The 22618-nt window shown below is 71.4% G+C and carries 17 protein-coding genes and 2 pseudogenes; 9 read left to right on the top strand and 10 right to left on the bottom strand.

Going from position 1 to position 22618, the window contains the following annotated elements:
- Positions 1 to 328 precede the first annotated feature (328 nt).
- From ACGFWE_RS37155 to ACGFWE_RS37120, 8 genes and pseudogenes are all read right to left on the bottom strand, one after another.
- Positions 329 to 1225 carry a carbohydrate ABC transporter permease gene (locus ACGFWE_RS37155; RefSeq protein ID WP_352390505.1) on the bottom strand — a complete coding sequence of 299 codons (897 nt, stop codon included), beginning with the start codon at positions 1223 to 1225 and terminating at the stop codon, positions 329 to 331.
- Positions 1222 to 2157, bottom strand: a complete 936-nt coding sequence (locus ACGFWE_RS37150) for a sugar ABC transporter permease (RefSeq protein ID WP_352390506.1) — start codon at positions 2155 to 2157, stop codon at positions 1222 to 1224. The genes ACGFWE_RS37155 and ACGFWE_RS37150 overlap by 4 nt, the downstream gene beginning before the upstream one ends.
- Before the next feature lie 129 nt (positions 2158 to 2286).
- A complete protein-coding gene (gene araD, locus ACGFWE_RS37145; RefSeq protein ID WP_393604550.1) occupies positions 2287 to 4023 on the bottom strand; it encodes an L-arabinonate dehydratase in 1737 nt (578 codons plus the stop codon).
- Complete coding sequence (locus ACGFWE_RS37140; protein WP_393604548.1) at positions 4020 to 4931, bottom strand: dihydrodipicolinate synthase family protein; 912 nt, start codon at positions 4929 to 4931, stop codon at positions 4020 to 4022. The genes araD and ACGFWE_RS37140 overlap by 4 nt, the downstream gene beginning before the upstream one ends.
- Positions 4928 to 5584 carry a GntR family transcriptional regulator gene (locus tag ACGFWE_RS37135; RefSeq protein WP_352390509.1) on the bottom strand — a complete coding sequence of 219 codons (657 nt, stop codon included), beginning with the start codon at positions 5582 to 5584 and terminating at the stop codon, positions 4928 to 4930. The genes ACGFWE_RS37140 and ACGFWE_RS37135 overlap by 4 nt, the downstream gene beginning before the upstream one ends.
- A gap of 161 nt (positions 5585 to 5745) precedes the next feature.
- Positions 5746 to 6538: pseudogene (locus tag ACGFWE_RS37130) on the bottom strand (MBL fold metallo-hydrolase).
- Between the two features lie 182 nt (positions 6539 to 6720).
- Positions 6721 to 7305, bottom strand: a complete 585-nt coding sequence (locus ACGFWE_RS37125; RefSeq protein ID WP_352390510.1) for a TIGR03086 family metal-binding protein — start codon at positions 7303 to 7305, stop codon at positions 6721 to 6723.
- 138 nt (positions 7306 to 7443) lie between these two features.
- Positions 7444 to 7570 (bottom strand): annotated as a pseudogene (locus ACGFWE_RS37120) (precorrin-8X methylmutase); the annotation flags it as partial.
- Positions 7571 to 7774: 204 nt separating this feature from the next.
- On the opposite strand from ACGFWE_RS37120, the gene ACGFWE_RS37115 reads away from it, so the two are divergent.
- The 3 genes from ACGFWE_RS37115 to ACGFWE_RS37105 all read left to right on the top strand — a co-directional run bounded on the left by ACGFWE_RS37115 (position 7775) and on the right by ACGFWE_RS37105 (position 14299).
- The gene (locus ACGFWE_RS37115) at positions 7775 to 9049 is read left to right on the top strand and encodes a hypothetical protein (protein ID WP_393604546.1); all 1275 of its coding nucleotides are present in this window, start codon (positions 7775 to 7777) and stop codon (positions 9047 to 9049) included.
- Between the two features lie 161 nt (positions 9050 to 9210).
- Complete coding sequence (locus ACGFWE_RS37110) at positions 9211 to 12939, top strand: helix-turn-helix domain-containing protein (RefSeq protein WP_393604544.1); 3729 nt, start codon at positions 9211 to 9213, stop codon at positions 12937 to 12939.
- A gap of 67 nt (positions 12940 to 13006) precedes the next feature.
- Positions 13007 to 14299 carry an MFS transporter gene (locus ACGFWE_RS37105; protein ID WP_393604542.1) on the top strand — a complete coding sequence of 431 codons (1293 nt, stop codon included), beginning with the start codon at positions 13007 to 13009 and terminating at the stop codon, positions 14297 to 14299.
- Here ACGFWE_RS37105 and ACGFWE_RS37100 read toward each other — a convergent pair.
- Together ACGFWE_RS37100 and ACGFWE_RS37095 are read right to left on the bottom strand one after the other, a co-directional pair.
- On the bottom strand, positions 14236 to 15396 hold the full coding sequence (locus ACGFWE_RS37100; RefSeq protein WP_393604540.1) for a hypothetical protein: 1161 nt from the start codon (positions 15394 to 15396) through the stop codon (positions 14236 to 14238). The two genes, ACGFWE_RS37105 and ACGFWE_RS37100, sit on opposite strands and share 64 nt — an antisense overlap.
- Positions 15393 to 16340, bottom strand: coding sequence for a 5-dehydro-4-deoxyglucarate dehydratase (locus tag ACGFWE_RS37095; RefSeq protein WP_352390515.1), 948 nt, complete (start codon positions 16338 to 16340; stop codon positions 15393 to 15395). The genes ACGFWE_RS37100 and ACGFWE_RS37095 overlap by 4 nt, the downstream gene beginning before the upstream one ends.
- Positions 16341 to 16525: 185 nt before the next feature.
- Between ACGFWE_RS37095 and ACGFWE_RS37090 the strand changes: the two genes are divergently transcribed.
- From ACGFWE_RS37090 to ACGFWE_RS37065, 6 genes are all read left to right on the top strand, one after another.
- The gene (locus ACGFWE_RS37090) at positions 16526 to 17335 is read left to right on the top strand and encodes an NAD(P)-dependent oxidoreductase (RefSeq protein WP_352390516.1); all 810 of its coding nucleotides are present in this window, start codon (positions 16526 to 16528) and stop codon (positions 17333 to 17335) included.
- A 306-nt stretch (positions 17336 to 17641) separates the two neighbouring features.
- Positions 17642 to 18409: a DeoR/GlpR family DNA-binding transcription regulator gene (locus ACGFWE_RS37085; protein ID WP_352390517.1), complete on the top strand. Its 768-nt coding sequence runs from the start codon at positions 17642 to 17644 to the stop codon at positions 18407 to 18409.
- Positions 18410 to 18486: 77 nt separating this feature from the next.
- Entirely contained in the window at positions 18487 to 19860 is a 1374-nt protein-coding gene (locus tag ACGFWE_RS37080; RefSeq protein ID WP_352390518.1) for a sugar ABC transporter substrate-binding protein, read from the top strand.
- Positions 19857 to 20795: a sugar ABC transporter permease gene (locus ACGFWE_RS37075; RefSeq protein ID WP_352390519.1), complete on the top strand. Its 939-nt coding sequence runs from the start codon at positions 19857 to 19859 to the stop codon at positions 20793 to 20795. The genes ACGFWE_RS37080 and ACGFWE_RS37075 overlap by 4 nt, the downstream gene beginning before the upstream one ends.
- Positions 20792 to 21631 (top strand): carbohydrate ABC transporter permease, encoded by an 840-nt coding sequence (locus ACGFWE_RS37070; RefSeq protein WP_352390520.1) that lies wholly within the window; start codon positions 20792 to 20794, stop codon positions 21629 to 21631. Before ACGFWE_RS37075 ends, ACGFWE_RS37070 begins: the two co-directional genes overlap by 4 nt.
- Positions 21628 to 22617: a zinc-dependent alcohol dehydrogenase family protein gene (locus ACGFWE_RS37065; RefSeq protein WP_393604536.1), complete on the top strand. Its 990-nt coding sequence runs from the start codon at positions 21628 to 21630 to the stop codon at positions 22615 to 22617. Before ACGFWE_RS37070 ends, ACGFWE_RS37065 begins: the two co-directional genes overlap by 4 nt.
- Position 22618: the final 1 nt, after the last annotated feature.

The raw sequence follows: 22618 nt of genomic DNA, 5'->3' as shown, positions 1-22618 counted from the left end.
ACGCGCACCGGCGACCCGGCCCACAAACACCCCGACCCGACCGCGACCGACCACCGCGTGAGCGGGCAGGCACGGCCCCACCACACCTGCAGCAAGCCCGACATGGCCCGACCTCATACCCTCACCCCCCTGCCAGAGCCGCAGACCGGCCGTTGCCGCACACCCACGGCCGGCCCGGAACCACCGGGACGGACCGCCGTTCCCGCCGTTTCGGACAGCCCGGCGGTACCCACTCCAAGGAGCCTTCGGCCGACGGCGCGGCCCTCGGAGCGGACGGCTACGCCGACCAGGCCCAGCACCACGCCACTCAGCGCGATCCGACGGAGGCTCATCCCTTCACCGCCCCCGCGCTGAAGCCGGTGATCAGCCACTTCTGGATGAAGGCGAACACGATCACCACGGGGACGGCGGCGATGATGCCGCCGGCGGCCAGCGCGCCCAGGTCGACGCTGTCCGCGCTCATCAGGGTGTTGAGGCCGACCGGGATCGTCTGCTTGTTCTGGTTGTTGAGGAACATCAGGGCGAACAGGAAGTGGTTCCAGGAGTGCACGAAGGCGAAGGAACCGACGGCGATCAGACCGGGTCGCAGAAGGGGCAGGACGACGATCCGGAACGCGGTGAACCGGTTGCAGCCGTCCACCCAGGCCGCCTCCTCCAGGGAGTACGGAACGTTCTTGATGAAGTTGCTGATCAGGATCATCGACAGCGGCAGCTGGAAGACCGTCTCGGCGATGATGACACTGGTCAGCGAGTTGATCATCTTCAGTTCGGCGAAGATCTCGAACAGCGGCACCAGGAGCAGCGCACCCGGCACGAACTGCGAGCACAGCAGCGCCAGCATGAACGCGTTCTTGACCTTGAAGTCGAACCGGGCGAGCGCGTAGCCGCCGGCCAGGGCCACGAGGGTCGTCATCACCAGCGTGGCGAGGCCGACGTACACGCTGTTCTCGAAGTACGTGCCGAACGCCCGCTCCGTCCACACCTTCTCGAAGTGGTCGAAGGTGATCGGCCAGGGCACGAGCGAGGTCGAGCCGGCCGGACGCAGGGCGAACAGCAGGATCCAGTAGAAGGGGATGATCGTGAAGACGAGGTAGATCGACAGCGGCAGATAGACGTGCCAGCGCGGGACCTCGTCCCAGGTGCGGCGGTGCTTCACCGAGCGGGGCGGCTCGGGTGCCTCGCGCACGGGAGCGGGTGCGACCTCCGTGGCCTCCTTGGTGATCACTTGGAACCGCCTCCGAACTTGCTCAGCCGCAGGTACACCATCGAGCAGAAGAGCAGGATTACGAACGCGACCGTGGTCAGGGCGGACGCGTAGCCGAAGTTGTGGGCGTCGACGCTGGTGTTGGCGATGTAGAGCGGCAAAGTGGTGGTCTCGCCCGCCGGGCCGCCGCCGGTCAACGTGTAGAGCAGGTCGACGTTGTTGAACTCCCACACCGCACGCAGCAGCGTGGACAGGATGATCGCGTCCTTCAGATGGGGCAGCGTGATGTGCCAGAACTGCTTGAAGCGGCTGGCCCCGTCGACCTCGGCGGCCTCGTACAGGTCCTTGGAGACGGACTGGAGGTCGGCGAGGATGAGGATCGCGAAGAAGGGGACACCGCGCCACAGGTCGGCGACGACCGCCGCCGAGAAGACGGTGGAGGTGTCCGACAGCCAGCTGGTGCCGTAGGAGCCGATGCCCATGTCGGCGAGGTAACGGGTGATGCCCGTCTGGGAGTTGTAGAGCAGCACCCAGATCGCGGAGGTCAGCACACCGGAGACGGCCCACGGCGAGAAGACCATCGCGCGCCCCAGCCCCCGGCCCACGAAGCTCTGGTTGACGATCAGCGCGAGCGCCAGGCCGAACAGCAGCTGGAGTCCGACCTCGACGAAGACCCACTTGGCGCTGAACGTCAGCGTGTCCCAGAACTGCGGGTCCTTGGTGAAGATCTGGACGAAGTTGTCGAAGCCCGCGTAGCCGTTCCGCCACGGCTTGGTGGGGTTGTAGTTCTGCAGGCTGTAGTAGAAGACGCTGATGACCGGGTAGGCGATGAAGCCCAGCATCAGCAGGGCCGCCGGCGCGATCAGCAGGTAGGGCAGCTTGCGCGGTGTGGCGGAGCCACGGCGTCGCCGGGGTGGCGCGGGCGGTTTCGCCACGGCTGCGGCTTGGGCCATGACTGTTCTCCGTTCTCAGTACGTCGGACGTGCGACGTGCGTTCGTCGTGCGGGAAGCGCTTTCTCTCTGCACATGGATGTGCCAGGTCGTGCTGTGCGATGGTGCCGCCCGCCCCAGCGGGTCGTGGTTCAGCTCGCGTACGGGTCGGCGACCTTGCCCGGGCGGGCGAGGAACTCGAAGTCGCAGCCGGTGTCGGCTTGGGTGATCTGTTCGTTGTAGAGCGCGCCGTAGCCGCGCTCGTCACGCACGGGCGGCGGCGTCCACTCCGCCCTCCTGCGCTCCAACTCCTCGTCGTCCACGTTGAGTTGGAGCAAGCGCGCCTCGACGTCGAGGGTGATGCTGTCCCCCGTGCGCACGAGGGCGAGCGGTCCGCCGATGTACGACTCGGGCGCCACGTGCAGCACGCAGGCGCCGTAACTCGTCCCGCTCATCCGGGCGTCGGAGATCCGGACCATGTCCCGCACGCCCTGCTTGAGCAGGTGGTCGGGGATGGGGAGCATGCCGTACTCGGGCATGCCCGGGCCGCCCTTGGGCCCGGCGTTGCGCAGCACCACCACGCTGTCGGCGGTGATGTTCAACTCCGGGTCGTTGATGGTGCGTTGCATGGACTTGTAGTCGTCGAAGACGACCGCGGGCCCGGTGTGCTTGAGCAGGTGCGGCTCGGCGGAGATGTGCTTGATGACGGCGCCGTCGGGGCAGAGGTTGCCGCGCAGGACGGCGACCCCGCCCTCGTTCGCTACCGGGTTCTCGCGGGTGCGGATGACGTCGTCGTTGTGGACGACGGCCCCCGCGATCTGCTCGCCCAGGGTGCCGTTGACGGTCGGCCGGTCCAGGTGGAGCAGGTCGGTGATCCGGGAAAGGAAGGCGGGCAGACCGCCGGCGAAGTAGAAGTCCTCCATCAGGTACGTCTGTCCGCCGGGCCGGACGTTCGCCAGCACCGGCACGGTACGCGCGATGCGGTCGAAGTCGTCGAGGGTGAGCTTGATGCCCGCCCGGCCGGCCATCGCGATCAGGTGGATGACCGCGTTGGTGGAGCCGCCGAGTCCGAGCACCGTGGTGACGGCGTCCTCGAAGGCGTCACGGGTGAGGATCTCGGACGGCCTCAGGCCGGTCCAGGCGAGCTCCACCGCGCGGCGCCCGGAGGCGGCGGCCATCCGCTCGTGCGCGGAGTCGACGGCCGGGATCGAGGAGGCACCCGGCAGGGTCATGCCGAGGGTCTCCGCCGCCGCGGTCATCGTGGACGCGGTCCCCATCGTCATGCAGTGGCCCGGGGAGCGGGCCAACCCGCCCTGCAGTTCCCGCAGTTCGCAGTCGGTCAGGTTGCCGGCGCGGTGCTCGTCCCAGTACTTCCACATGTCGGTGCCGGACCCGAGGGTCTCGCCCCGCCAGTGCCCCGGCAGCATCGGCCCGGCGGGCACGAAGAGGGAGGCGACATCGGCCGAGGCCGCGCCCATGAGCAGTGCGGGCGTCGACTTGTCGCAGCCGCCGAGCAGCACCGCCGCGTCGATCGGGTACGACCGCAGCAGCTCCTCGGTCTCCATCGCGAGCAGGTTGCGATAGAGCATCGGGGTGGGCTTCTGGTAGGTCTCCGAGAGGGTGGCGACCGGGAACTCGAGCGGGAAGCCGCCGGCCTGCCAGACCCCCCGCTTGACCGCCTCGGCGCGCTCGCGCAGATGCACGTGGCAGGGGTTGATGTCGGACCAGGTGTTGAGGACGGCGATCACCGGGCGGCCCTGGTACTCCTCCGCCTCGTAACCGAGCTGACGCATCCGGGCGTTGTGCGACCAGGTGCGCAACTGGCCCTCGGCGCCGTACCACTGGTGGCTGCGCAGTTCCTCCGGCCGTAGGCGCTCTCTGTCCGTCATATCGACCACCCGGCGGCTATCGCGGCGACCTCGGAGCGCTCGGCCTCGGGCAGCTCGCGGCTCGGCGGGCGCACGTCGCGGCGGCACAGGCCGAGGGAGGCGAGGGCCTCCTTGACGACGGTGACGTTGTTGGCGGAGCCGTTCGCCGCGCGGAGTTCCTCGAAGCGGCGGATCTGCTCCCAGACCTTCATGGCGGCCGGGAAGTCACCGGCCCGCAGCGCTTCGATCATGTTCAGCGAGACGGCGGGGGCGACGTTCACCAGCCCGGAGGTGAAACCGGTGGCGCCCGCCGAGAAGTAGGAGGGCGCGTAGGGCTCGGCGAGTCCGGCGACCCACACGAAGCGTTCGAGTCCCGCGTCCCGTGCGAAGGCGGCGAACCTGGCCGCGTCCGGGACGGCGTACTTCACGCCGATCACGTTCGGGCAGGCGTCGGCGAGTTCGGCGAGACGGTCGCCGCCGAGCTGGGCGTTGCGGATGTACGGGACGACCCCGAGCTCCGGGACCGCCGAGGCGATGGCGCGGTGGTAGTCGATCCAGCCGCCCTGTGAGACGTAGGGGTGGACGGGCTGGTGGACCATGATCATGCTCGCGCCGAGTTCGCGGGCGTGGCGTGCGGAGGCGACGGCGGTGGGGACGTCGTGTCCGACCCCGACGAGGATGTCGGCCCGGTCCCCGCCCTCGTCGACGGTCCACTCGGTGACCAGGCGGCGCTCTTCGGGGCTGAGGGCGTAGAACTCGCCGGTGTTGCCGTTGGGGGTGAGGGTGGTGATCCCTCCGTCGAGCAGCCGACGCAGCAGGGCCCGGTGGGTGTCCTGATCGACGGTGCCGTCCTCGGCGAACGGGGTCACCGGGATCGCCACCACGTCGGCCAGGGCCGCCCGCTGGGTCTCGAACGTCTCGCTGCTCATTCCTGACCTTCCTCGTCCAGCACTCCGGGGAACGCTCGTTCCACGAAGGACGCGATGTGGGCGTGCAGGGCGCGGGCCGCGCCGTCCGCGTCGCCGTCCAGGGCGAGCCGCAGGATCTCCCGGTGCTCGCCGGCCTCCCGGTCCCAGGACGGCGAGGCGGCCCAGGCGACGGCGGAGACCAGGGCGGCCTGGTCGCGGACCTCGTCGAGCATCCGGCCGAGCAGCGGGTTGCCGCACGGCAGGTAGAGGGCGCGGTGGAACTCCCGGTTGGCGAGGGAGCGTTCGGCGGTGTCGGTGGCGTCGTCGGCCCGGGTCAGCGCGTCTCGTGCGGCGTCGAGGGAGGCCCCGCGCCGCACGGCCCGCTTGAGTGCCTCGGGTTCGAGGAGCAGCCGGACGTCGTAGACCTCGCGCGCCATGTCCGCGTCCACCATGCGCACCGTGACGCCCTTGTACTGGCTCATCACGACGAGCCCGGTCCCGGCCAGGGTCTTGAGCGCCTCGCGCACCGGGGTCTTGGACACCCCGAACTGTGCGGCGAGTTCGGTCTCGACCAGGGCCTGACCAGGCGTCAGGCGCCCGGTGAGGATGCGGCGTTTGATCTCCTCCAGCACGTACTGCGTGCGGGAGGGGATCGGCGTGGGCACAGAGGTCATGCGCGCCTCTCGGATCTCGCGTATCGGATCTTGCGTATCTGATCTCGCATATCGCGTCTCATATATGACGTACGAAGTACGACGCGTTGAAGGTAGGGAGGACCGCGATGTTTCGTCAATGCTTCTGGCAAAAGAAGCTGAAGTTGCGATGAGGGCGAGGGTCAGACGAGCCGGGTGGCGCCCTCGAAGGCCGTGCTGGTGCGCCCGGCGAGGGCGACGGCAGCGCGCGTGGTCGCCTCCTCCCTGGTCAGCGTGGGTCCGACGGGGGTGACGATCAGCTCGCGCGCCCCGGCCTCGCGGGCGATGTCACCGGCGTCCTCGGGGGACAGATGGACCTGTTCGCCTTCGCGATGACGGTCGATGTCCGCCTCGCACAGGAACAGGTCCGATTCCGCGGCGAGCTCGACGAGGGCGGCGCAGGGCCCGCTGTCCCCCGAGTACGCGAGGACCCGTCCGGCACACTCGGCGCGCAGACCGTACGCCTCGGTGTCGTGGACGACGGCCCGGGAGGCGAGCCGGAGGTTCCAGTGCCGGACCTCATGGCCGTCGTACGGGGGGTGGAAGGTGAGAATGCCGTCGAGGAAGCGCACGTCGGACCGTCCGAAGAACCCGGCGAGGCGGTGGGCCCAGCCGGGTGGCGCGTACACCGGGATCGGGGCGGGCGGGGTGAGTCCGCCGTACGCGAAGGCGTAGACGGCGGACAGCAGGTCCGCGGTGGGGGCACCGCCCGGTCGAGCGAAGCCGAGACTGGGGGAGGTCGGCGTGGAGGTGGGAGATCCAGATCGCCGTCAGCCGGGAGGGGTCCGTGTGCCGCTGCAACTCCGCGAAGGTGCCGGGCCCGGCGTCCACCCACACCTCGGCGCCCCCGCCGCGCAGCAGATAGCCGGAGCAGGGGCGTCCGGGCCCCGGGTGCGGGGAGGCGGTACCGAGGACGGTGAGGCTCAGCGGCGGCATGGTGGGGACGTACGGTCCGGGCCTGCCGCCCGCCGCCCGTTTCCGTTCCTCTACGGCAGGGTCGTACCGGTGTCTACGTCAGCCGGGCGCGGCGCGTCGGAGAAGGCCCGTGTCGAAGGCAGCGAGAAGGGACGCCGACCGGGGGCGCCTCCCGCGACGGCGTCCACGAGACCTGGTTCCCGTTACGGCGTCCAGCCCGGGTCCCGCCCGCTGAGGCCGATCGCCCGGTCCAGCAGCGACGCGTCCTGTGCCACGGGGACGATCGGGCCGAAGATGGTGTCCCGGCTCGGATCCTCCGCAGAGGCGAGGAGGAAGTCGTAGCAGGCCCGGAGCGCTGCGGGGTCCGGCTCGTAGGCCTGGCCGGTGGCGCGGGCCAGGTCCCAGCCGTGGACGACCAGTTCGTCGATCGCGACGGCGGCGGCGACCTCGGCGGGCAGGTCCACGCCGCCCGCACGGGTCATACCGGTCCAGGCGGCCGGGTCGCGCCAGGCCTCGGCGAGTTCGTCGAGGACCTTGGGGAGCTCCTGGCGCCAGCCGGGGCCGATGTCCGGGACGGAGTCGGTCGGCGGGGTGTCGGTCGTGGGGCCGAGGTCCTTGCGGGCGGCGTCACGGAAGGCCGCGGCGAGGCCGAGCAGGTGGCCCAGCAGATGGCGCACCGCGAGGTCGGGACACGGGGTCGGGTCCGCGAGCCGCTCGTCGGTCACGGCGTCCGCCAGCCGGGCGATGATCCGGGTCTGGGGCTCGAAGTCGATGATCGTGCCGGTCATGCGTCACTCCTCACGGTGCCCGGGGCGCTGTTCCCGGGCACGACTCCCGGGCGCGGTGCGCGGGGCCGTGCAGGGTGGACCGCCGGCGTTCCGGAAAGTCATCGGTGCCACCGGCGCATGGTGTGGCTTCCGGCGGCGTGTTCGGGCTCGCGCAGTCACCCGGCTCGCCCCCGGGCCGACCTGCTCGTGGGCGGGACGGATCGCGTGGACCGAACGGGTCGGCCCCGGCCCCCGGCTTTGCGTCCCTCAACCGGCAGACGGTCTCCCCGCCCAGGTCAGGGAGTTGTTTCCGGCCCGGCGAGGGGCTTGGGCAACAACCTCGGCGACATGAGGATCGAGCTTGTTCCGGGCCCCTGCCGGGGTCCAGGCGTGCCGGCGACACCCGCACCGCCACGGCCGCTGATCCGACTCATCCCGACCAAGGAGCTCATCAGTGCTGACCTGGTTCAGTGGGCGCCCATTCACACGGGTGCCGATACGGACACTGCTCATCGCCGTACTGGTCGCCGCCGTGGCCGCCACGGTCCTCGACGCGCGGGCACCGGCCCTCAGGGCCGCGGCCCCCAAGATCTCGGTCTCGCGGATCTGTGACGACTCGGTCGACGCCATCGAGGCGGCGTACGGAAGACCGGACCGTTCCGTGATCACCGGTCCGGTCCTCGCGCGGGCCGCCTCCTACCCGCTGACGGCCCCACCGGCGAGACCGCTCGGGGCCCCGCAGGCGAAGATCGTCGCCACCAAGGAGAAGCAGGCCACCGCCGACTGCGCGAGCAGGCTGCACAAGGCGCAGACGGCGGGCTGGTCCTATCTGTCCGCGCGGGCGGTCGAGATCGCCGTGGACGCGGTGGTCACCATCCTCGCCTCCACCCTGATCTGCTCGCTGACCGGCCCGGCCGGCTGCAAGTGGGGCGTGCGGATCGCGTCGTTCACCGGCGGTTTCGTCGGCGCCCTGGCCTTCCAGTACCTGACCGACGGCTTCCTCAACTGGAAGAGCGTCGGCGGCGCCTTCTTCGACGCCACGGTCTCCATGATCGCCTTCTCCGGCCTCGACAAGCTGGACGAGAAATACGTCGGCCAGGGCGTCCGGGCCACGTTCAAGGAGCTCGGCAACGTCCTCAAGACGGTGGGCAACCGCATCGGCAGCGCCGGACCCGCCATGGTCGGCAGCATCCAGAACGCCGCGGACTACATCCTGACCCACGCCACCACCTGGGCCTTCCCCGCCGCGTACGCCGGCGGCGGGTCCGTCGAGCCGGTCATCGCCGAGAGGCGGGGCCAGCCGATCGCCGACGGCCTGCAGTTCCGCATCCCCGGCCACGCCTCCGGCTCCGACGTGCACGACGACCTGTGGTCGGGCAGCTGGAACTCGCCGTACTACAACTGGGACGTCGCCGAGACGCCGCACACCAACCGGGACGGCGCGGTCGGCTACCTGATCGGCCAGGGCAACTCCTGCCTCGGCTACGACTCCTCCGGCAAGGTGGTGCTGAAGTCCTGCAACTACAGCGACTCCACCCAGTGGTGGTTCGTGGACGGCGACGAGCTGATGTCCAACAGCGGCAAGTGCATCGACGAGGTCGAGAACGCCTCCGAGCGCCTGCTGGTGAGCTGTGACGGACTGAACTACCGGGCCGACCCGAACACCAAGGACGACCAGTTCATCGTGACCCCGCCCGGCGGCACCTTCATCCCGGACACCGTCGGCAACTGGAAGCGCCACCTGTCCTCCTACGAGCACGCGTGACCGGATCCCGGCGCCGAGCGCGCTGAGAGACGGGGCCCGGGCCGGTGACCGACGTCACCGGTCCGGGCATTGTTCGGGTACCGGTCACTCCGCCATAGTTCGGGGCAACACAGGGTTTGTTGCTTTCTGGGGAGTTTCGATTGGGCCGTCCCGAGCGCCCGGTGGACCCTGACGCCGGTCCGGTCCAGAGGCTCGCGCACGACCTGCGTCGGCTGCGCCAGGAGGCCGGCAACCCCGCGTACCGGGAGATGTCCCGGCGCACCGGCGTCTCGGTGACCACGCTGTCGAGGGCCGCGGCCGGCGAGCGACTCCCCTCGACGGCGGTCGTACGGGCCTACGCGCAGGCCTGCGACGCCGACCCGGACGTGTGGGAACTGCGCTGGAAGACCGCCGCCGAGGAGGCCGCCGACGAGGACACGGCGGCCCGTTCCCGCGAGGACGACACGACGTCGCCGTACCGGGGGCTGGTGCGTTTCGAGCCGGGCGACCGTGAGCTGTTCTTCGGCCGCGACCGCCCGGTGGCCGACCTGCTGGGCCTGGTGCGGGAGCATCGTTTCGCCGCGGTGTTGGGGGCCTCCGGCAGCGGCAAGTCCTCGCTGCTGCGGGCCGGGCTGATCCCGGCCGCCCAGGAGGCCGCGCAGGGCCTGGGACGCCCGGCGGCCCTGCGGATCGTCACCCCCGGCGAGCGGCCGGCGGCCACGTACGGCCGGCTGCTGGCCCCCCGGGACGGTGAGCCGGACAGCTGGCTGATCGTCGACCAGTTCGAGGAGGTCTTCACCCTCTGCCGGGACCGGGCCGAACGCACCCGCTTCATCGAGCTGCTGCTCACCGCCAGGGACCCGGACTCCCGGCTGCGCACGATGATCGCGATGCGCGCCGACTTCTACGGGCAGTGCGCCGAGCACCCGGAACTCGCCGACGCGCTGCGCCACTGCGGCCTGCTGCTGGGGCCGATGAGCCCGGCGGAGCTGCGTGCGGCCGTCACCGGTCCGGCCGGCGCGGCCGGCCTCGTGGTCGAACGCGAGCTGACCTCGCGTCTCGTCGAGGAGGTCGTCGACCAGCCCGGCGCGCTGCCCATGCTCTCGCACGCCCTGCTGGAGACCTGGCGCCGGCGGCGCGGGCGCATCCTCACCCTCGCCGCGTACGAGGCGGCGGGCGGTGTCCACGGCGCGATCGCGGCCACCGCGGAACAGGCGTACGGCACGCTGACGCCCGCCCAGGAGGTCACCGCGCGCCGGCTGCTGCTGCGGCTGATCGCCCCGGGCGAGGGCACGGCGGACACCCGCCGCTCGGCCGGCCGCGCGGAACTGGACGAGTGGTCCGACCCCGAACTCCCGCTGGTCGTGGAGCGGCTGGCCGCCGCCCGGCTGCTGACCCTCGACGGCGACACCGTGGAACTGGCCCACGAGGCGCTCATCAGCTGCTGGCCGCGGCTGAGCGGCTGGATCGACGAGGACCGCGTCCGGCTGTCGGAGCACCGCAGGCTGAGGGAGGCAGCGCTCGCCTGGACGGAGCTGGGCCACGACCAGGGAGCCCTGTACCGGGGCGTGCGACTGGAGCGGGCCGCCGAACTGTTCGGCACACCGGATGAACGGGAACTGACCGCGACCGAGCGGGCCTTCCTCACCGCCGCCCTCGACACCCGCGAGGCCGAGCGGCACGCCGCCGCGCAGGCCCGCCGCCGGACCCGACGCTTTGTCAGCACGCTCTCCGCGTTGCTCGCCGTCGCGCTGGTCATCGGTCTGGTCGCCTGGCAGCAGCACCGCACCGAGGTGCGCGACAGCCAGGTCGCCGCGGCCCGCCGGGTCGCCGAGGTGGCCGCCACCATGGCGACCACGGATCCGCGGACCGCCAAGCTGCTGAGCCTGGCCGCCTGGCGGATCGCGGCCCTGCCGGAGACCCGCGCGGCGCTGCTGGGCTCCCTGGCCCAGTCCGAACAGGACGCCTTCACCGATCCCAAGGAGGGCAGCACGGCCGCCCGCTTCCTCGTCGGCTCCGGCCGGGTCCTGCTGAGCGTCAGCGGCCGTACCTGGCGCACCTGGAACACCGTCACCCACCGTGCGATCGCGTCCGGGCGGCTCCCGGCGGGCACCACGTGGGCCGAGGCGGCCGGCCGGGACGGCACGCTCCTCGCGCTGGACGGTGACTGGGGCGTGCGGCTGTGGGATCTCTCCGCGGGCCGCTGGGCCACGACCGCCGATGCCGTGCCGGACGCGGACATCGTCACCTTCGAGGCCGACCCGCGAAGCTACCTGGTGAGCAACCCCGATCGGCCGCGGTCCGAGCTGCGCGCCGTCCCGGACGGCCGGCTGCTGGTCCAGGCGCCGGTGGACTCCGAGACCGACGTGGCCACCACCGGGGACGGCCGTCTGGTCGCGGTGTGCCCCGTCGGCGGGAGGGTCCGGGTCCGTGACACGGTCGGACACCGTGACCTCGCGGGCGGCTGGACGAGCAGCGGCGGCTGCGCCGACGACAACTCACGGCTGGAGTTCGACCGCGACGGCCACCGGCTCGCGGAGGTCTTCCGCACCGGCGTGCGGGTGTGGGACATCGCCTCGGGGCGGCGGATCGCCGACATCGCCTTCCCGGGCGCCGACTCCACCGTCTTCAGCGAGGACGGAGGCTTCCTGGCCACCGTCGGTCCCGCCGAGCTCACGGTCTGGCGGCTGTCCGCGCCGGGTTCGCCCGTCTTCCGCCATGCGCTGGGCGGGCAGCGGCCGACCGACCGGATCGCCTGGGATCGCGAGGGGCCCGTGCTGCGGTACCTCGAAGGGGGCACGGTGCACTCCCTCGACCTGGGCGCGGCCGTCACCTCCCGGTGGCGGGCCGGCCCGCTGTACGACGCGGTGCTGAGCCCGAACGGCCGTACCCTCGCCACCGCCGAAGTGTCCGGCGGGGGCTATGAGTTCCGGCTGCTGGACCCGGGCAGCGGCCGCCTGCTGCGCACGCTGCCCACCGCGCGCCTTCCCGTGGCCGCCGACGGCGGCGGTCCGGTGGTGGCGGCGGACACCGTGCCGGTCATGGCCTTCGGCCCGGAGGGCACGTCCTTCGCGTACGGCGTCTCGGCTCCGGGCCGGGCCGCCTCGGCGCAGTCGCTGACCCTCTGGGACACCGCCTTGGGCCGGGTGCGGTCCACGCCGGACCTGGCACCCTCGGGACCCGAGGCGGCGGTGGAGAGCCTCGCCCTCGGCCCCGGCGGGCGGACGCTGGTGGCCGTCCGTGACACGGCCGAGGGGCAGATCGGCGAGGTGTGGGACACCGCGACCCGTCGCCGGACCGCGGTACTGGGCGAGGTGAACCCCACCGCGCTGGGCCTGCGCCCGGACGGCCGCCTGCTGGTCGGCGGGGACCGGCTCGCCCGGCTGCCCTCCGGTCCGACCGGGGCGAGGACGCTGGGTCTGGGTCAGGAGACCGAGGCGATCGCCTTCAGCGCGGACGGCTCGCGCGTGGCCGTGGGTGACGCGTCGGGGCGGGTCGCCCTGTGGGACGGCGACCTCGGCCACCGGCTCGGAGTCCTGCCCAGCACCTTCCCGGCGCCCCTCCCGGACGGCGCCCCCGAAGCCGTCAGCGCCCTGGCCTTCAGCCCCGACGGCGGCACCCTCGCCGTCGCCGGTGACTCCGGCACCCTCCAACTCTGGGACACCGCCGGCCAGGAGCCCCTCGGGGACGGCCTGACCACCCCCGGCGAGGGCATCGTCTCCCTCGCCTTCACCCCCGGGGGCGGCACCCTCTACGCCACCAGCCCGCACGCCCCCCTCCAGCGCTATCCCGTCACCTCCTCCCACGCGGCCGCCGCGATCTGCGCGGGCACGGCCACGACGCTGTCCCCGGCCCAGTGGCACACCTACATCCAGGACGCCCCTTACCGGGACGTGTGCCCGGGGGGCTGATCCGCGAGGACATCCAGGGCATCTGCCCGATGCCCGCACCGGGGCCTCAGATCCACGATGTCCAGGCATGACGAGAGCACGCAGGACAGCCAGAACACCCAAGACGCACAAGAAGCCCAGGACATGGCCCGCGCCGCGCGTCGTGCGCGACCGCGACGCGGGGTTCTTCCTAGCCGCGGTCGTGGTCTCCGGCTTCGGCACCTCGGCGTTGTGGCTGGTGTCGGGCGTGTGGGTCAAGGACCTCACCGGCTCGGACGGACTGGCCGCGCTGTGCTTGGTCGCGATGTGGGCGCCGACCGTGGCGGGCCCGCTGCTGGGCGCGCTCGCCGACCGTGTCCCCCGCAAACCCCTGCTCATCGGCGCGAACCTGCTCCCGGCGGCCCTCCTGCCGCTGCTGTTCACCGTCGACTCACCGGACCGCGTCCCGCTCCTCCTCGCGGTCCTCTTCCTGTACGGCGCGGCAGGCGTCGTCCATGACGCGGCGGAGTCGGCCCTGGTCGCGGGCGCCGTCGCCCCGTCGCTGCTCGGCGACTTCAACGGTCTGCGCACGGCGGTCACGGAGGGCATGAAGCTGGTGGCCCCCCTAGCGGGCGCGGGCCTCTACGCCCTCTACGGCGGCCCGGGCGTGGCCCTCCTCGACGCGATCACCTTCGTACTCGCCGCGGTGCTGTACGCCGGGCTGCGCGTCCGCGAGAGCGAGTTGCGGTCGGCCATCGACGGCCGACGGAAGTCACCCGAGCGCACCCCCGCCTCCGAGGGCGTCCGCCACATATGGGCCCACCCCACACTGCGCCCCCTGATCCTGGCCGGCGGCACCACCATGCTCTTCGCCGGGCTCAACGGCGCGCTGACGTACGCCGTGATCGACGGCCTCGGCCACTCCCCCGCGTACGCCGGTGCGCTGTACGCCGTCCAGGGCGCCGGTTCCGTGGCGGTGGGGCTGCTGTCCGGGCCCGCCCTGCGCCGCCTGGGCGAGCGCCGGTTCGCCGCGTACGGCATCGCGTTGACGGCCGTCGCCGCCGGGTTGCGGGCGGTCCCCTTTGACCCGCTCGCCCTCGCGTGCAGCGCGGCGAGCGGGGTGGGCCTCCCGTGCGTGCTGATCGCCGCGCTCACCGCCGTGCAGCGACAGACGCCGGACGAACTGCTGGGCCGGGCGGTCGCGACGGCCAACACCGTGGTGTTCACGCCGAACGTGCTCGGCCTCGCCACGGGCGCCGCGCTGGTCGAACTGGTCGACCAGCGGCCCCTGTCGGCCGTCCTGGGCGTGGTGTGGCTCGCCACGGCCGTACCGCTGTTTCAGAGGCCGGCCAGCGCCTCGCGGATCGCGTCCAGGTCGCCGTCGGACGCCAACCCGGCGTGATAGAGCCGGATTTCGGTGGCTCCGAGTTCCCGCGCCCGGGCCGCGTCCGCGGCGAGCGTGCCCGGGCTGCCGCCCATCTGGGAGACGACGGGGAAGTTGGCGGCGATCACCGCGTCCTCGCGGGCCCGCGCGAAGGGCGTGAGCAGGTCCGGTCCGCCCGCGCAGGGCACGACGACGCCGTCCGCGACGGACAGGATGTGCCCGGGGTCGACGCCCGGGTTGGCGCCGACGTGGTAGGTCACGGGGTCGGCGTGCAGCAGGATCTGGAAGCCGTCGGGTGCGGCCGCGCGGACCGCCCGGACCGCCGACTCCTGGAGGGTGCGGGCGGTTTCGTCGCGCCACGCGCGGGTGGCCGCCGCCGTCCCGGAGCCGAGCAGCTTCTCGACGCCGGCCCAGCCCTCGTCGTCCGGCGCGCCCTTCCACAGCGGCTCCAGGGCGGTGCGTACGGCGGCCGCCAACTCGTCGGCGTCGACGCCCTGTTCGCCGTACCCCTCGCGGCAGGTACCGCAGAAGCAGAGCGCCATGAGGTACATGCCGGCGTCGCCGAGGGGCACCCCGCCGGTCTTGTCGTGGGCGTGCAGGTGCTGGAGTCCGTACCAGCCGAGGGACTCCAGTTCGGTGCCGGCCGCGCCCGGGCGCAGTGCCGCCTCGACGGCGAGATCGACGAGGTACGCGCGCGTGGCGGGCTGCGCGATGCACGGGGCCCAGGGATAGCGGTCGCCGTAGGCGTTGACGACGGAGGTGTCCGGATGTTCCGCGCCCAGGCGGGAGTTGTGCGCGAGGACGACCCAGGTGTGCACCTCGAGCCCCGCGTCCGTCAGGGCCCGCGCCGCCTCGCCGAAGGCGTCGCCGGGGGCCCAGTCGCCGGCCGCGTAGGGGCGCAGTTCGCGGCCCGTCCAACGGTCGTCCACGGGGTAGAGCACGGCCGCGTGCTCGGCGGTGACGATGCGGTGGCGGGGGTGGCGGGGGGTCAACGCGCGCGTGGAGTGGTAGGCGGAGGCGAGGGTCGCCTGCTGTACACCGAGCGCGGCGATGCGCTCCGCGGCCTGCGGATCCCCGTTGACGTCCCAGGGGTAGACGAACGTAGCGGCCTTCACTGCTCCTTCTCCTCCTCCAGCAGCGCGTACCCGCGCTCGGTGATCTGCGCGAGCTGCTTCACATGGTCCTCGCCCGGCTCGTGCAGCGGCGGGCGGACCTCCCCCACGTCGAGTCCGCGCATCCGGACTCCGGCCTTCACCAGGGAGACCGCGTACCCGCGGCCTCGCGCGCGCAGTTCTACGAAGGGACGGTAGAAGCCGTCGAGCAGACGGTCCGCCGTGGCCCGGTCGCCGTCGATGAGCGCGCGGTGGAAGGCGAGGGCGATCTCGGGGGCGAAGCAGAACACGGCGGACGAGTACAGGGGGACGCCGATGGCCTGATAGGCGAGCTGGGTCTGCTCGGCGGTCGGCAGTCCGTTGAAGTAGAGGAAGTCGCCGGGGACCTCGGTGCGTACGGCGCTGACGATCCGCTGCATGAGGTCCAGGTCGCCGAGGCCGTCCTTGAGGCCGATGATCCCCTTGCTGCGGGCCAGTTCGACCACGGTCTCCGGTGTGAAGACGGCGTTGTCGCGCTGGTAGACGATCACCGGGAGCGCGGTCGCGGCGGCCACCTCGCGGTAGTGCCGCAGCAGCCCCTCCTGCCCGGCCACGACGAGGTAGGGCGGCAGGGCGAGCAGTCCGTCGGCGCCGGCCGCCTCGGCGAGCCGCGCGTACCGTACGGCGAGCGCGGTGCCGTATCCGGCGCCCGCGACCACCGGCACCCGGCCCGCCGTCTCCTCGACGGCCGCCCGGACGCACGCCTGGAACTCCTCGGGCGTGAGCGCGTGGAACTCCCCGGTGCCGCAGCAGGCGAACACGGCCGCGGCCCCCGCCGTCACGCCCTCGCGCACATGCGCGCGATAGGTGTCGAGGTCGACCGAGCCGTCGGCGCCGTACGCCGTGACCGGGAAGAACAGCGGCCCGCTGGGGATGCCGAGTCGATGGACGAGGTCGGCAGACGTCACAGGCTCTCCCTAGAACAAGTGGAACGGGCGGACAGAACGGAAGGGGCGTGCGGGATTCTGATCGGAGTTTATATTTATGAACATGGGTCGCGCCACCCTTGACGAGGTGGGGCAATGATCCTTAACTTGTCCACGAATGTGAATACCGTGCACTCATACGGCCGTCGCCCCAAGGAGACCCGAGGATGCCCGCTCCCCGTACCGTTCTGCTCACCGGTGCCGCCGGCGGGCTCGGCACCCTGATGCGGGATCTGCTCCCGGCCTACGGCTACGACCTGCGCCTGCTCGATCTGCGGCCCGTGGAGGGCGAGCCGGACGCGATCGTCGCCGACCTCGCCGACAAGGACGCCGTCCGCGAGGCCGTACGCGGTGTCGACGCGATCATCCACCTCGCGGGCATCTCCCTGGAAGCCCCCTTCGAGAAGATCCTCAAGGCGAACATCGAGGGCACCTACAACCTGTACGAGGCCGCGCACGCGGAGGGCGTGGGACGGATCGTCTTCGCCTCCTCCAACCACGCCGTCGGCTACACCCCGCGCCCGCGGGGCGACGACCCGCTGATCCCGATCGACACCCCGCGCCGCCCGGACACCTTCTACGGCCTGTCCAAGTCCTTCGGCGAGGACCTCGCGCAGTTCTACTGGGACAAGCACGGTGTGGAGACCGTCTCCGTGCGCATCGGCTCCTGCTTCGCCGAGCCCACCAGCGTGCGCATGCTCTCGGTGTGGATGAGCCCGGCCGACGGCGCCCGTCTCCTCCACGCGGCCCTGACCGCCGAGGACGTCGGCCACACCGTGGTCTACGGCTCCTCCGCCAACACCCGCCTGTGGTGGGACCTGACCACCGCGCGGTCCCTCGGCTACGACCCGCAGGACGACTCCGAGCCCTACGCGGAGAAGCTCATCGCCGAACAGGGCGAACTCCAGGACGGCAACGAGGGCCACGCCTACCTGGGCGGCCAGTTCGTGACGGACCCGCCGATCTGGCCGTACTGACACCCACGAGAGGAGCGGGCGGGCACCGAACGGGCCCGCCCGCAGCCATATCCGGGCACGGGGAACAGCCGCTGATTGTCGCGCGAAGCGCACAATCAGGGGCGCGGGGAACTGCGCGACCAGCCACAACGAACCCCAAGCCGCCACACAACCGCACCGCCCGAGCCCGTAGGCCCGCCCCGCCCGAACGGGCACACGCGGTCACTATCACCCCCGCAACAGACCTGGTCACCGCCACCCACCCGCTGTAGAACTTCCCCCAGAGCCCGAACGGGCAGACAGCACAGCAGCAAGGCGGGTGAGCCCATGACCAACAGCGCGGAAGACCGCCAGCGGCACATCGTACGGACCGCCCGCACCACCGGCTCCGTAGACGTGAACACCCTCGCCACCCAACTCGGCGTAGCCAAGGAAACCGTGCGCCGAGACCTCCGCGCCCTGGAGGACCACGGCCTGGTCCGCCGTACGCACGGCGGCGCCTACCCCGTGGAGAGCGCCGGGTTCGAGACCACGCTCGCCTTCCGGGCCACCAGCCATGTGCCCGAGAAGCGCCGGGTCGCGGCCGCCGCGGCCGAGCTGCTCGGGGACGCCGAGACGGTCTTCGTCGACGAGGGCTTCACCCCGCAGCTCATCGCCGAGGCCCTGCCCCGGGACCGGCCACTGACCGTGGTCACCGCGTCCCTTCCGGTCGCCGGCGCCCTCGCCGAGGCCGAGAACACCTCCGTCCTGCTGCTCGGCGGCCGGGTCCGCCCCGGCACCCTGGCGACCGTCGACCACTGGACGACCAGGATGCTGGCCGGCTTCGTCCTCGACCTGGCCTTCATCGGCGCCAACGGCATCTCCCGCGAACACGGCCTCACCACCCCCGACCCCGCGGTCAGCGAAGTCAAGGCGCAGGCGATCCGGGCCGCGCGCCGCACGGTGTTCGCCGGCGTGCACACCAAGTTCGGCGCGGTCAGCTTCTGCCGGTTCGCGGAGATCGGCGCGCTGGAAACGATCGTGACGAGCACGCTGCTGCCCTCTTCCGAGGCCCACCGCTACTCACTGCTGGGACCACAGGTCATCCGGGTCTGACTCTCGAATCGGCTTGGTCAGCAGGTTCTTTGTGCCACAAAACACCCTTTATGTCCCTCTATGTCCAGGAGCGATCCATGCGAACCCAGAGCCGACGACGGCCACCGCGAGCCACGCTCGCCATGGCCGCCGCAGGGACGCTGCTCGCCCCGCTGCTCTCCGGCTGCTGGGTCGGAGCGGGCGGGGCCGGGTCGGGCGGTGACGCCATCAACGTCCTGATGGTCAACAACCCCCAGATGACCGAGTTGCAGAAGCTGACCCGGGCCCACTTCACCAAGGAGACCGGGATCAAGGTCAACTTCACCGTTCTGCCCGAGAACGACGTCCGCGACAAGATCAGCCAGGACTTCGCCAACCAGGCGGGCCAGTACGACGTGGCGACCCTGTCCAACTACGAGATCCCGATCTACGCCCGCAACGGCTGGCTCCACGAGATGAACTCGTACCTGGCCAAGGACCCCTCGTACGACGAGAAGGACGTCCTGGCCCCGATGCGCCAGTCGCTGACCGGCGACGACGGCAAGCTCTACGGCCAGCCCTTCTACGGCGAGTCGTCCTTCCTGATGTACCGCAAGGACGTCTTCGAGAAGGAGGGTCTGACGATGCCGGCCCACCCCACCTGGACCCAGGTGGCCGACCTGGCCGCGAAGGCGGACGGCGCCGAGTCCGGCATGAAGGGCATCTGTCTGCGCGGCCTGCCCGGCTGGGGCGAGGTCATGGCCCCGCTCACCACGGTCGTGAACACCTTCGGCGGCACCTGGTTCGACAAGGGCTGGAAGGCCCGCCTGGACTCCCCCGAGTTCGAGAAGGCGGTGAAGTTCTACGTCGGCCTGGTCCGCGACCACGGGGAGTCCGGCGCCGCCCAGTCCGGCTTCGCCGAGTGCCTCAACAACATGACCCAGGGCAAGGTCGCCATGTGGTACGACGCCACCTCCGCGGCCGGTTCCCTGGAGGCCAAGGGCTCCCCGGTCAAGGGCAGGATGGGCTACGCCCCCGCCCCCGTCGAGGAGACGAAGTCCTCCGGCTGGCTCTACACCTGGGCCTGGGGCATCCAGGACGCCTCACGCAACCCCGACAACGCCTGGAAGTTCGTCTCCTGGGCCTCCGGCAAGCAGTACGAGCAGCTGGTCGGCGACGAGATCGGCTGGTCCAACGTGCCGGCCGGCAAACGCGCCTCGACGTACACCAACCCCGCCTACGTCAAAGAGGCCGCCGCCTTCCAGGAGATGACCAAGGAGGCCATCGAGCAGGCCCGGCCGAACGATCCGGGGGTGCAGCCGCGCCCCGCACCCGGCATCCAGTTCGTCGGCATCCCCGAGTTCACCGATCTCGGCACCAGGGTCTCCCAGGAGATCAGCGCGGCCATCGCCGGACGCCAGTCCGTCGAGTCGGCCCTGAAGAAGTCCCAGCAGCTCGCCGAGAAGATCTCCGAGGAGTACGAGGGACGATGACCGCGACAACCATGGCCCCGCCGGCCACCGAGACCGTACGCACCGCGGACCCGTCCAAGGCCCGCCTCCGCGCCTGGGCCACCCGCGGCCCGCTGCTCCCCGCCCTGATCTTCATGATCGTGGTCACCCAGCTGCCGTTCGTGGCCACGGTGGTGATCTCGTTCTTCGACTGGAACTCCCTCTATCCCAAGGCCCGTCACTTCACCGGCGTCGACAACTACCAGGAGGTCCTCACCGACGCGGACCTGCGCCACTCGGTGTGGACGACGGTCCTGCTGACGGTGACCGTGGTCCTGGTCAGCCTGATCCTCGGACTGCTCCTGGCCCTGCTCCTCGACCGTCGCTTCAAGGGCCGGGGCGTGGTCCGCACCCTGCTGATCGCTCCCTTCCTGGTGGTCCCGGTGGCGGCAGCGCTGCTCTGGAAACATGTCCTCTACAACCCTGAATACGGCCTGCTCAATGGGTTGTTGCACTATGTGGGCGGCCCACAGCCGGACTGGATCTCCAGCACCCCTCTGCTCGCCGTCGAGGCCTCCCTGGTCTGGCAGTGGACCCCGTTCATGATGCTCATCCTGCTGGCCGGCCTCCAGAGCCGCGACCAGCAGCAGATGGAGGCCGCGCGGGTGGACGGCGCGAGCGACTGGCAGATCTTCCGCTATCTGACGCTCCCGCACCTGCGCCGGTACTTGGAGCTGGGCGCGCTGCTGGGCTCGATCTACATCGTCCAGAACTTCGACGCGGTCTTCACGATCACGTCCGGCGGCCTGGGCACCGCCAACCTCCCCTACACCGTCTACCAGAGCTTCTACCAGGCCCACGAGAACGGCCTCGCCTCGGCGGCCGGCGTCCTGGTCGTCATCGGCTCCATCATCATCGCGACCTTCGCCCTGCGCGTGGTGTCGTCCCTGTTCCGTGAGGAGGTAGGCCGGGCATGAGCAGCACAATCGCCGTGAAACGCAAGGGACTTGGGCTGGGTCTGGTGGCCTGGTTGCTGGGGATCGTCTTCTTCCTGCCGATCGCCTGGATGGCCCTGACGTCCTTCCACTCGGAGACGGACGCGGCCACCAACCCGCCCTCCTTCGGCGCCGCCCTCACCCTGGACGGCTACCGCGAGTTCTTCGGCACCGGCGGCGGCGCGAGCCCCTGGCCCGCCCTGATCAACTCGACGGTCGCCTCGTTGGCCTCGACCCTCTTCGTCCTGCTCCTGGCCCTCCCGGCGGCGTACGCGCTGTCGATCCGCCCGGTGAAGAAGTGGACGGACGTCCTGTTCTTCTTCCTGTCGACGAAGATGCTCCCGGTGGTGGCGGGCCTGTTGCCCATCTACCTGTTCGCGAAGAACACCGGCATGCTCGACAACATCTGGCTGCTGGTCATCCTCTACACGTCGATGAACCTGCCGATCGCCGTCTGGATGATGCAGTCCTTCCTCGCCGAGGTCCCCGTGGCGGTGATCGAGGCCGCGCGCGTGGACGGCGCCCGCCTTCCCACGATCCTCGCGCGCGTGGTCGCCCCGATCGCCCTGCCCGGCATCGCGGCGACGGCCCTGATCTGCTTCATCTTCAGCTGGAACGAACTGCTGTTCGCGAGGGTGCTGACCGGCGTGGTGGCCGAGACCGCCCCCGTCTTCCTGACCGGCTTCATCACCAGCCAGGGCCTGTTCCTGGCCAAGGTGTGCGCCGCGTCGCTCGTCATCTCCCTGCCGGTGCTCGCCGCGGGGTTCGCCGCCCAGGACAAACTGGTCCAGGGCCTGTCGCTGGGAGCCGTGAAATGAAGGCCGCCGTCATCGAGTCCGTGGGCCGTGCCGTCGTCGCCGAGGTCCCGGATCCGACGCCGGGCCCGCGCGAGGTCGTCGTCGAGGTCGCCGCGTGCGGCCTGTGCGGCACCGACCTGCACATCCTCCAGGGCGAGTTCGCGCCCAAGCTGCCGATCGTGCCGGGCCACGAGTTCGCGGGCGAGGTGGTCGGCGTCGGCACCCAGGTCACCGAGCTCGCGGTCGGCGACCGGGTGGCGGTGGACCCGTCCCTGTACTGCCACGAGTGCCGGCACTGCCGTACGGGCCACAACAACCTCTGCGAGCGCTGGGCCGCGATCGGCGTGACCACGGCGGGTGGCGCGGCACAGTTCGCCGTCGCGCCGGTGGCCAACTGCGTACGGCTGCCGGAGCACGTCCGCACGCAGGACGCGGCCCTCGTCGAGCCCTTGTCCTGCGCGGTCCGGGGCTATGACGTGCTCCAGTCCCGCCTGGGCGCCCATGTCCTGATCTACGGCTCGGGGACGATGGGCCTGATGATGCTGGAGCTGGCCAAGCGGACCGGCGCGGCGAGCGTGGACATGGTGGACGTGAACCCGACCCGCCTGGAGACGGCCCGCCGGCTCGGCGTCTCGGCGTCCGCCGCGAACCCGGACGAGCTGGACCGCCCCCAGGGCTGGGACCTGGTCATCGACGCGACGGGCAACGCGGCGGCGATCCAGGACGGCCTGGACCGGGTGGCCAAGGCGGGCACCTTCCTCCAGTTCGGCGTGGCCGACTACGCGACGCGGGTGACGATCGACCCGTACCGCATCTACAACCAGGAGATCACCATCACCGGCTCGATGGCGGTGCTGCACAGCTTCGAGCGGGCGGCGGAGCTGTTCGCGAACGGCGTCCTGGACCCGGAGATCTTCATCAGCGACCGGGTCCCCCTGGACCGGTATCCGCAGGCGTTGGAGCAGTTCGCGGCGGGGGTGGGCAGGAAGATCGTGGTGGTGCCGTAGC

This window comes from Streptomyces sp. NPDC048523 (assembly GCF_043199815.1).
GTDB lineage: Bacteria > Actinomycetota > Actinomycetes > Streptomycetales > Streptomycetaceae > Streptomyces.
Note: the sequence above shows the minus strand (reverse complement) of the source record. Positions and strands in the feature narration are given on the sequence as shown.